This window comes from Actinomadura montaniterrae (assembly GCF_008923365.1).
Classification (GTDB): Bacteria; Actinomycetota; Actinomycetes; order Streptosporangiales; family Streptosporangiaceae; genus Spirillospora; species Spirillospora montaniterrae.
In genome coordinates, this window is the sequence record NZ_WBMR01000302.1 from 1 (window position 1) to 9,055 (window position 9,055).

Here is a 9,055-nt window from a genome sequence, read left to right on the forward strand (position 1 = left end):
CCGCATGCTTTTGTATCGTGCTTCGCTGCCGTTGTCGCGCCAGACTCTGACCTACGCCACCGGCGTCGTCCGCCGGCACCGCAAGAAGATCGGCAGCAAGGGCCGGGCGTTGCCGCCCGGCCTGCAGGCGCTGATGACCCTGGTCCACCTGGGTAAAGGTGAGACTTTCGTCGAACTGGGTGCGGGCTTCGCCGTCTCCACCAGCACTGCGTGGCGCTACGTCAACGAGACCGTCGAGGCGTTGGCGGCTCGGTCGCCCCAACTCGGTGCCGCCCTGGCCACAGCGGTCAAGGACGGACTGCCGTACCTGGTCCTGGACGGCACCCTGATCGCGATCGACCGGGTCGCCGCCGACCGGCCCTACTACTCAGGAAAGCATCGCCGCCACGGCATGAACCTCCAGGTGATTGCCGCTCCAGACGGTGCTCTGCTGTGGGTGTCGGGACCGCTGCGCGGCTCGGTCCACGACCTGGCGGCCGCCCGGATCTGGGGCGTCGTCCGGGCGCTGGCGGCCACCGGCCTGGCCGTGCTGGCCGACAAGGCGTATCAGGGCGCCGGCGCGCACGTCCTCACGCCCTACAAGGGACACGACAAGCCCGAAGCGCAGAAGGAGGCGAACCGCGCGCACGCCAAGCTCCGCGGGCCCGGTGAACGAGCGAACGCCCAACTCAAGTCATGGCGAATCCTGCGGAAGCTGCGCTGCTGCCCCTATCGCGCCGGTCGTATCACCAAGGCCATCCACACCCTGCAACTCCGCGAGACCACATCACGCTGAAAAAGGCTCATTATGTCTAGTTTGAGCCCTGCACGTGGCGTCACTGGTTCTTAGGGCCTCGAAGGACCGCAGGCGAGGCGCTTGGCCACCGGCGTCTCTCAGCCGGAAGCTCCCATGGTCCGTATGCTGTAACTCGGAGGCGCGCTAAGCCGGAGGCCTGCGCGACGAGAGGCGTGCGCATGATCGCATCGGCGCCGCCGACGAAGAAGCGAGTAGATGTTCGCTGCTTCGGAGAGCGATTGCTGAGAACGTCAGACAACGATTTGGCGTATCGCCTCGTCGAGCTTCTCCGGTGTACAGAGCACCACTTCCCCATCAGTCGCCGGCGCCAACCCCTGCCCCCAGGCCACACCCAAGCCGTATGGGATGCCGCTGCTGCCGAGCGTCGGACCGAACGCCTGTCTGTAAGCCAGTAGGTCTAGTAGCGCATGGCGAGCTGCGACGGTGACCCTGCCTGCCTCGGTGAGCTTGCATTCGATAAGAAGGTGTCGACGGACGCCCGCACTGTCTGTCCAGCGCAAACAGAGATCAGGGCGGAGTTCCTGAACGTTGGTAAAATGGTGGGAGGTGAGAACACTGCGGTAGATGCTTCCTGTGCTGAGGGCATTCGGAACTGACTGGTAGTGGAGTTCAAGTTTTCTCCCGTCATCCTTCGAACCATGACTCTGCACACTTCCCTCAAAGGTGAAAAGAGGTTGCATCCGCCATCCGTTCTGCCGGAGACCATCGATAACACGGAACGTGACGAGCAGCTCGAAAAGCGTTGATTCCACACTCGTGACGAGGCCGGCGTGCTCGATGGCCTCCCTTATTGCAGTCCGGTCGACCCGCTCAACCAAGGCCGCCAACCGGTCATAGGCGTCGAGAGCCGGGGTATAGCGCCGACTGTTGCGGCCGGCACGTATGCGCCCGACCGACCGCTCGGTCGGCCTCTTGCGGTCAACTCCGGAGAACACCTTGTGGCTTTGCAGTTCCAGCGCGATCGCCAGCCGGCTGCGAACTTTCCCGCCAGCGGCGTTCTTTCCGGCTCTGCCGGTCCACCCAATTCTCTGGGCCGACTCGACGATACCGTCGAGAACATGGACGAGGAGCTCGTTCTCCGGCGTCTGATAGTCGCGCCTTGCCGGAGTCGTGACATGAATGCCGGAATTGCCGGTAACGCCGCGCCGAGCCTGGGTCGGCCCCCAAGCTATCGGGCCGTCAATGCGTTCGGCGGACCAATGTTCTTCGCGTGCGGATGTCGTGACGAGCTTTCTTTCTATGTTCCGCATGGAGGTGAGAAATAGGCCGACTTCGCGGGAGAGGATAAAATGTAGGTCTCCCAGTCGCAGGGCCTCATCCTCAGGCCATTTCAGTAGCGCGGCAGCGGTCAGTAGGTTCGGCATAGCGGGCTCGGAGGCGGGAGATATGTAGGACCATATTCGGTCTCGTACCTCGCTGATTTGGGCCTGTCGGTTCCACCGGAGTTCCATCACCGCTAGAACTCCATTTCGTTCTCGCTGGAATCGATCGCTTGCAGCGATGAAAGCGGCCCGAGGTCGAGTCCGAGTACGGCGGTAAGGGTGCGGTACAGGCGATCCTCGTTGCCGCTCCCGACGAGTGAACGCATCTCACGGAAAAGGCTCTTCCCTGCCGGTTGGCTGATGCCTTCGAACTGCGGAAGCAGATAGCTGTAGAAGAGCTGAAAAGACAGCTCCTCGGACTCCGCTCCGCTGAGTGGGTCGTCGCCGGCGTACTCAAGAGCGTATCGTGCCATGTCGTTGAAGGTTGCCGGTCCTATCTCTTTGTGCTTGGTGATCCCGTAGAGTTTGTCGAGGATCGCGTTAATGGCATTCCGATGCTCTTCGCTTGCTCCGGAAATCTTGTTCGCCCAAAGTTCTCGATAGGTCTCCCGGGGAGGTACGGGCACCTCGATGAACGCGAAACGTCGCATCAGGGCGAATGACATGTCAAAAAGCAGTGACTTGTCGAACACATTCATCGTGGCAATGATACGCCATGATTCGGGAATAGAGATCACGTCGTAGTCTCGGTCGGGGTACACCGTTTTCGTGCCGCTTGGAAGTAAAACGATCGGGCGGCGCTTCCCGTCTTCATACGGCAGGACGACCGGCTGTTTCGAGAGGACTGTGAAAAGCTGACCGAACGCTCGATCGAAATTCGAACGATTGAGCTCGTCGATCACCAGCCATCGTTTCCTGCGCAGTTCCTTCAGGAAGAGGCCGTCTCGAAATTCGAGGCCGGCACCTGATTCGCGAGGCCGCAGGCCGCCGATCGTCTCGTAGGTGGTCCAGTCGGCGGTGGCCGTCGTCAGCGTGTGCCCCTCACAGAGACCCGCGTTTTCTGCAAGTTGGCAGATGAGTTCCGCAAGGGTCGTCTTCGCGGTTCCTGGAGGCCCCGTAAGAATAACGTGTTTGCCGCTGCGGATCGCCGACACCACGGAACGGTATACGTTTTCATTGAGCTTGAGACGATGTTGTGGCTCGGTTGCCAGCGCACGAAGCCCGTCGACGTCGAAGAGCGAAACGGGATGCATTGGCGACTCCTCTCCCAGGTAGCAGTACTCGAATAGGGGCGCAACCGCGTTCGCCGTGTTCAGTAGGATGTCGTTGATGTAGGTGCCGGCCTCCTCGAGTTCTCCCGGGTCCAAGTACACCGAGATGCTGGCCTGGGCTCCTTCGGGCCTCGCTGCGTAAGCCAGCCAGTCCTGCAGTGAGGTGAACTCTCCGCTTCCTGCTTCCATGCGCCATGACCTACGAAAACGGGCTTCGGGTGGGAGCCCCTGTTCAACAGCCGTGATGACCTGAAGGGGAACTGACGTTAGCTTCCTCTGAAGTGCGTGAAACTGTGCCGCGGCGCTGTTCGCTTTTCCAGTGTCGGTAATCTGGGACTTTCCCCCGCCGGGGCAGATGCAAATTTCTGCCCCTCGCTCGGATATGATGAGCGCGGCCTGCAATGCGTATGACTTGTTGGAGACGGTGGCTGGAAACGCGCAACACCACATGTCCCTGGCGGTTCTGGCGTTCGGCTGGAGGATGCTTGTATTGGATTGGAGTGGAATGTCGGTCCGCATGCTGCTCTCCAGCCACGCGGCGACGAGCTTCAGCTTGTTCCAGATTTCCTTGAAGTGGCTCTGATCTTGAGGGGGGACGTTCTCGGCGTTCCAAGGTACCCGCTGAGGGTACTTTTTGAACAGGTGGCAGTCGGTTTCTGTGAACTGCACGGAACTGGGATCTGGACGGGTGACTCTGATCGGGAAACCCAGAGACCTCAGAAGGGTGATGTCCTTGTGATCGTCGGCGGTCCCGGCATGCTCAATGTGGTGAGCAGCGGCTTGGCGTGATCGTACAATGGAGAGAAGTGTTCGTATGTCGTACTCCTTGGCGTCATGTGTGACGACGTACTTGCGAGAGCGGGGTGTGCTGAACCTTGCAGCGAGTTCCTGGTGACTCAGCTGGTCGTACTCCTTCATCGCGTCCAGAACGGCATCGCGGCTGACGGTGTCTGAGGGCATGCAGGAAGCGTACCGGTCCGTATCCCCGCCGCGGTCAACTTAGTGGTCACTTCCGGCGAAACGAGAAGCTGGGCTATCCTCGAAATGCCACCAGAATGTAGGTTCTATTACTCAGGGTGAGCGGTGTGGCAGACGGAGCCCGTTCGGGGCTCTGCCTTGCAAAGTCGGACTGCATGGTCCGTGGCTGCTTGTAGCCGACGGAGGTGTGATCCGCTTCTTCGGAGCGGCATACCGTCACTGCCTGTGCTGTCCGGGCCTGGTGGGCGCACCGGCCGCTAGGGTCGGGGGATGCCGACCCGCGAGCGCGAGATCACCGAGCCCGTCGACCTGTGCCTGCCCGACGGGCGCCTCGATCCCGCGGCGGTCGGCTGGACGCGGCGGCCCCTGCACCGCGCGAACCTGCGCGGCTGGGGCCGCGCCAAGCGCTGGGAGTACTGGGGCGTCGTCACGCCCCGGCACATCATCGGGCTCGTCGCGTCGTCCCTCGACTACGCGGGCGTGCACGGGATCTACGTGCTCAACCGCGAGACCGGCGAGGAGACCGGCAGGGACGCGGTGGTCCCGTTCGCGCGCGGCGCCGCGTTCCCCGACCGCAGCGGCGAGGGCGAGGCCGCCGTCCGCGGCGGGGGCGTGGCGATCGGCGTCCGGCAGCGCCCGGACGGCACCTCGCTGCGCGCCGCCGCGCGCGGCGTCCGCATCGAACTGGAGATCCCCCTGCCGGACGGCCACGAGTCGCTCGGCGTGGTCATCCCGTGGAGCGAGACCCGGTTCCAGTACACGGTGAAGGACGTGGGGCGGCCCGTGCACGGGCGGCTGGTGCTGCCGTCCGGCGAGCACGAGATCGGGGAGGGCGCCTTCGCCGTCCTCGACCACGGGCGCGGCAAGTGGCCGTACCGGATGACGTGGAACTGGGCGGCCGCCGCCGGCCCCGGCGTCGCGCTCCAGCTCGGCGGCAAGTGGACCGCCGGCACCGGCATGACCGAGAACGCGCTCATCGCCGGCGGCCGCCTGCACAAGATCGGCGGCGAGCTGGAGTGGACCTACGACCGGTCCGCCTGGACCCGGCCCTGGGCGATCCTCGGGGACGACGTCGAAGTGGAGTTCCGGCCGTTCCACGAGAAGGCGTCCCGGGTCGAGCTCGGCGTCGTCGGCAGCGAGACCCACCAGTGCTTCGGGCACTTCAGCGGGCGGGCCCGCGCGGACGACGGCGCCTGGGTCGAGTTCGACGGGCTCACGGGCTGGGCCGAGGAGGCGCGCCAGCGCTAGTGAGCGGGCGGCGCCGGTCGCCGGCGCCGCTCCGGGTCAGATCCGCAGCCCCTCGAACAGGACGGTCAGCTGGCGGTCGTACAGGGCGGTGAGGTCCTCCTCGCCGCCGCCGTCCACCCAGTGCCGCATCACCGTCATCGAGACCGCGATGATCGCCGCCGCCGCGCACCGCACGTCCAGCTCCGCGGCGTCCCGGCCGGTCCGGTCCGCGATGGCCGCGGCCACCGCGTCCTGGTTGCGCAGTTGCTCGTCCATCGCCCGGGCCCGGATGCCGGGGTCGGTGAAGGAGAGCCGGATCCGGGTGAACAGCTCCTCCCGGTCGGCCTCCAGGACGAGGCCCAGCGAGTCGGTCATCGAGTGCCGGAGCGACAGCAGGACCGGCTCGTCCGCCGGGCGCGCGGCGAGCGCGTCGACGAGCGCCGAGTCGTACTCGTCCGACAGGATCACGTCCTCCTTCGCCGGGAAGTAGCGGAAGAACGTGCTGGGGGAGACCTCGGCCGCCGCGGCGATCTGGTCGACGGTCGTCGCCTCGTAGCCCTGCTCGTCGAACAGCCGGTACGCGGCGCGCCGGATCGCCAGCCGGGTCCTCGCCTTCTTGCGCTCGCGCAGCCCGCACGGCTTGCCGGCCGGGCTCTCCCTGGTGCTCATGCCGGCAATTCTCCCGCGCGCGCGGCCGGCTCCGGTGCGGCGGCCGGCAGGGCCTGCGCGGCGCGGGCCCGTCCGGGCAGGAAGGCGGCCGCGAGGACGGCGGCGAGGAGGGCGGCCCCCGCGCAGACCAGCAGCGTCAGGCTCATCCCGTGGACGAACGCGCCGTGCGCCGACGCCAGCAGCGCCTGGTCGTGCAGGCGCGCGGCCACCGCGTCCGCGCCGGTCACCGAGCCGCGCGCCGCGCTCGCCGCCGCGTCCGGCAGACCCGTCACCGACAGCCGCGCCAGGTACCCCGCGTTCAGGACGCTGCCGAGCGCCGCGACGCCGAGCGCCCCGCCGAGCTGCTGGATCGTCTCCAGCAGGCTCGTGCCCGTGCCGGGCCCGTCCTCCGGCAGCGACCCGATCACCAGGCTCGTCGCCGGGACGATCGCCAGCCCGAACCCGAGGCCCGCGAGCGAGAGCCATCCGGCGGCCGGGGCGTAGCCGTCGCCGGTGCCCGTGGCGGCGCCGAGCAGCGCGCCGGCGGCGAGGAGCAGCAGCCCGGCGGGGATCACGACGCGGGCGCCGACCCGCGGGACGAGCGGCTCGGCCAGCGTCGCCGCCGCCATCAGCCCGCCGATCAGCGGCAGCAGCCGCAGCCCGCCGCCGAACGCGCCGTTGCCGAGCACGGCCTGCAGGTACTGCGGGACGACGAACAGCAGCCCCATCACCGCGAAGTTGACGAACACGGCGATGATCGCGCCCCACCGGAACGTCCCGTCCGCGAACAGGCCGAGGTCGACCAGCGGTGCCGCCGCGCGCCGCTGCCGCCGCACGAACAGGACCGCCAGCACCGCGCCGGCGGCGAGCGGGACCAGCACGGACGCGCTGCCCCAGCCGTGCCCGGGCACCTGGATGGTCCCGTAGACGAGCGCGATGATGCCGAGGGTGCCGAGCACCGTGCCGAGGTAGTCGAATGGCCTGCCGTCCCGGTCGCGCGGGCCGTCCGCGGGGAGCAGCCGAAGGCACGCGACCGCGGCGAGCACCGTCACCGGCACGTTGAACAGGAACACCGACCCCCACGGGAAGTGGTCGAGCAGCCACCCGCCGACGAGCGGGCCGATCGGCATGCCGACCGCCGTCGCCGCCGTCCACACGCCGATGGCGCGCGGCAGCTCGTCCCTGCCGAACACGCGCGGCAGGATCGCCATCGACAGCGGAGTGATCATCGCCGCGCCGAGGCCGAGGACGGCGCGCGCCGCGATCACCTGGCCGGCCGTCCCGGCGAGCGCGCCCGCCGCGGACGCCAGCCCGAACAGCGCGATCCCGCCCACCAGCAGCCGCCGGTGGCCGTACCGGTCGCCGAGCAGCCCGGCCGGGAGCATCCCGACCGACAGCGCCAGCAGGTAGCCGCCGCCGATCCACTGCAGCTGCGCGCTGGTCGCGCCCAGCTCGTCCGACAGCGTGGGCAGCGCGACGTTGATGATCGTCCCGTCCAGTCCCACGATCAGCACGCTCAGGGTGAGCGCCGCCAGCGCCCACCACCGCCGCGGCGACCGCCCGGGATGCGTCGTCGTCATGGCGTCCTCCTCAAAGTGACAGCTCGCTATATTTTGATAGTGAACTCTCAGTTGAGAGCAGTCAATCGTTTTCCGGCTTCTCTTACGCGGGAAGCGGCTATTGGCGGCGAACGGGCATCGCATGGCGTCCTATCGGTGGTCGGCCACGCCGCGGTCTTGTGAGACTGCCTTCACGCAGGCTTGAGAGAGGGAGGAACCCATGGCGACGTTCGTTCTCGTGCCCGGCGGCTGGCGCGGCTCCTGGACGTACCAGGCGGTGGTCCCGCTGCTGGAGCGCGCCGGCCATGCCGTTCACGCGCTGACCCTGACCGGCCTGCGGCCGGACGACGACGAGGCGACCGTCGCGACCGCCAACCTCGACACGCACGCCGGCGACGTCCTGCGGCGCCTCGACCGCGCCGGCATCACCGGCGCGACGCTCGTCGGGCACAGCTACGGCGGGATGGTGGTCTCCGCCGCCGCAGACCGCGCCGCCGGGCGGATCTCGCGGCTGGTGCATCTCGACGCCTACGTGCCGCGCGATGGCGAGTCGTGCTGGTCGTCGACGACCGAGCGCTTCCGGGAGGTGTTCGCCGCCGGCGCCGCGTCCACCGGCTACTCCGTCCGGCCGCCGGGCGGCGGCGACCCGCGCCGCCGCCCCCATCCGCTCGCGTCGTTCCTGCAGGCGGTCCGGCTCACCGACGCGCTCGCCCAGATCCCTCGCCGAGAGTTCGTCTACTGCTCGGGATGGGAGGACCGGACGCCCTTCGCCAGGCTCCGCGACCGGCTCGCGGCCGATCCCGGGTGGCGGGTCCACGACCTCCCGACCGGTCACGACGCGATGCGCGAGGCCCCGGATGCGGTCGCCGCCCTCCTGCTCGACGAGCACGACACGGTGACGGCGAGGCCCACGGACGCATAGAGGCAGAGGGCCACCTGGAAGCCTCGACGAATCCGCGCGGGGGCGGTCGCGCGGGGGCGGTCGCGCGGGGGCGGTCGCGCCGAGGTGCTCGCATCGGGGTGATCGTGCCGGGGGGGCGTGCTGGGGGTGGTCGTGCCGGGGTCGTCGTATCGAGGACGGCATTGGGGCGGGGGCATTGGGGCGGGGGCATTGGGGCGGGGGCATTGAGGCGGGGGCATTGAGGGATCGCGATCGGTGTGAGGGGTTGTTCGGGAGATGGAGCAAGAGGGGTGTTCGGGTGGTGGGGTGGCGCTTGCGTACGGGGCCGCCCCTGCAAAGTCAAGGGCGCCTTCGGCGTCGCTTCGCGATGGACTTCGTCCACCCTTGACTTTGGAGCCTCTGCGGCCCCTGAG

General features: G+C 67.7%; 7 protein-coding genes. 3 read left to right on the top strand and 4 right to left on the bottom strand.

Annotated features, from left to right (window positions below; genetic code table 11):
* Positions 1 to 4: 4 nt before the first annotated feature.
* A complete protein-coding gene (locus F9B16_RS46195; RefSeq protein ID WP_151546628.1) occupies positions 5 to 775 on the top strand; it encodes a transposase family protein in 771 nt (256 codons plus the stop codon).
* Positions 776 to 1,026: 251 nt separating this feature from the next.
* Here the strand turns inward: F9B16_RS46195 and F9B16_RS46200 are convergent, their stop codons facing one another.
* Positions 1,027 to 2,160: a hypothetical protein gene (locus F9B16_RS46200; protein ID WP_151546622.1), complete on the bottom strand. Its 1,134-nt coding sequence runs from the start codon at positions 2,158 to 2,160 to the stop codon at positions 1,027 to 1,029.
* Positions 2,161 to 2,252: 92 nt separating this feature from the next.
* Positions 2,253 to 4,289 carry an AAA family ATPase gene (locus F9B16_RS46205; RefSeq protein WP_151546623.1) on the bottom strand — a complete coding sequence of 679 codons (2,037 nt, stop codon included), beginning with the start codon at positions 4,287 to 4,289 and terminating at the stop codon, positions 2,253 to 2,255.
* 288 nt (positions 4,290 to 4,577) lie between these two features.
* Here F9B16_RS46205 and F9B16_RS46210 point away from each other — a divergent pair, with 288 nt between their 5' ends.
* On the top strand, positions 4,578 to 5,555 hold the full coding sequence (locus F9B16_RS46210) for a DUF2804 domain-containing protein (protein WP_151546624.1): 978 nt from the start codon (positions 4,578 to 4,580) through the stop codon (positions 5,553 to 5,555).
* Between the two features lie 36 nt (positions 5,556 to 5,591).
* On the opposite strand, the gene F9B16_RS46215 is transcribed toward F9B16_RS46210, so the two are convergent.
* A complete protein-coding gene (locus tag F9B16_RS46215; protein ID WP_151546625.1) occupies positions 5,592 to 6,203 on the bottom strand; it encodes an acyl-CoA-like ligand-binding transcription factor in 612 nt (203 codons plus the stop codon).
* Complete coding sequence (locus F9B16_RS46220; protein ID WP_151546626.1) at positions 6,200 to 7,762, bottom strand: MFS transporter; 1,563 nt, start codon at positions 7,760 to 7,762, stop codon at positions 6,200 to 6,202. Before F9B16_RS46220 ends, F9B16_RS46215 begins: the two co-directional genes overlap by 4 nt.
* Positions 7,763 to 7,961: 199 nt before the next feature.
* On the opposite strand from F9B16_RS46220, the gene F9B16_RS46225 reads away from it, so the two are divergent.
* Positions 7,962 to 8,663 (top strand): alpha/beta fold hydrolase, encoded by a 702-nt coding sequence (locus tag F9B16_RS46225; protein ID WP_151546627.1) that lies wholly within the window; start codon positions 7,962 to 7,964, stop codon positions 8,661 to 8,663.
* Positions 8,664 to 9,055 lie beyond the last annotated feature (392 nt).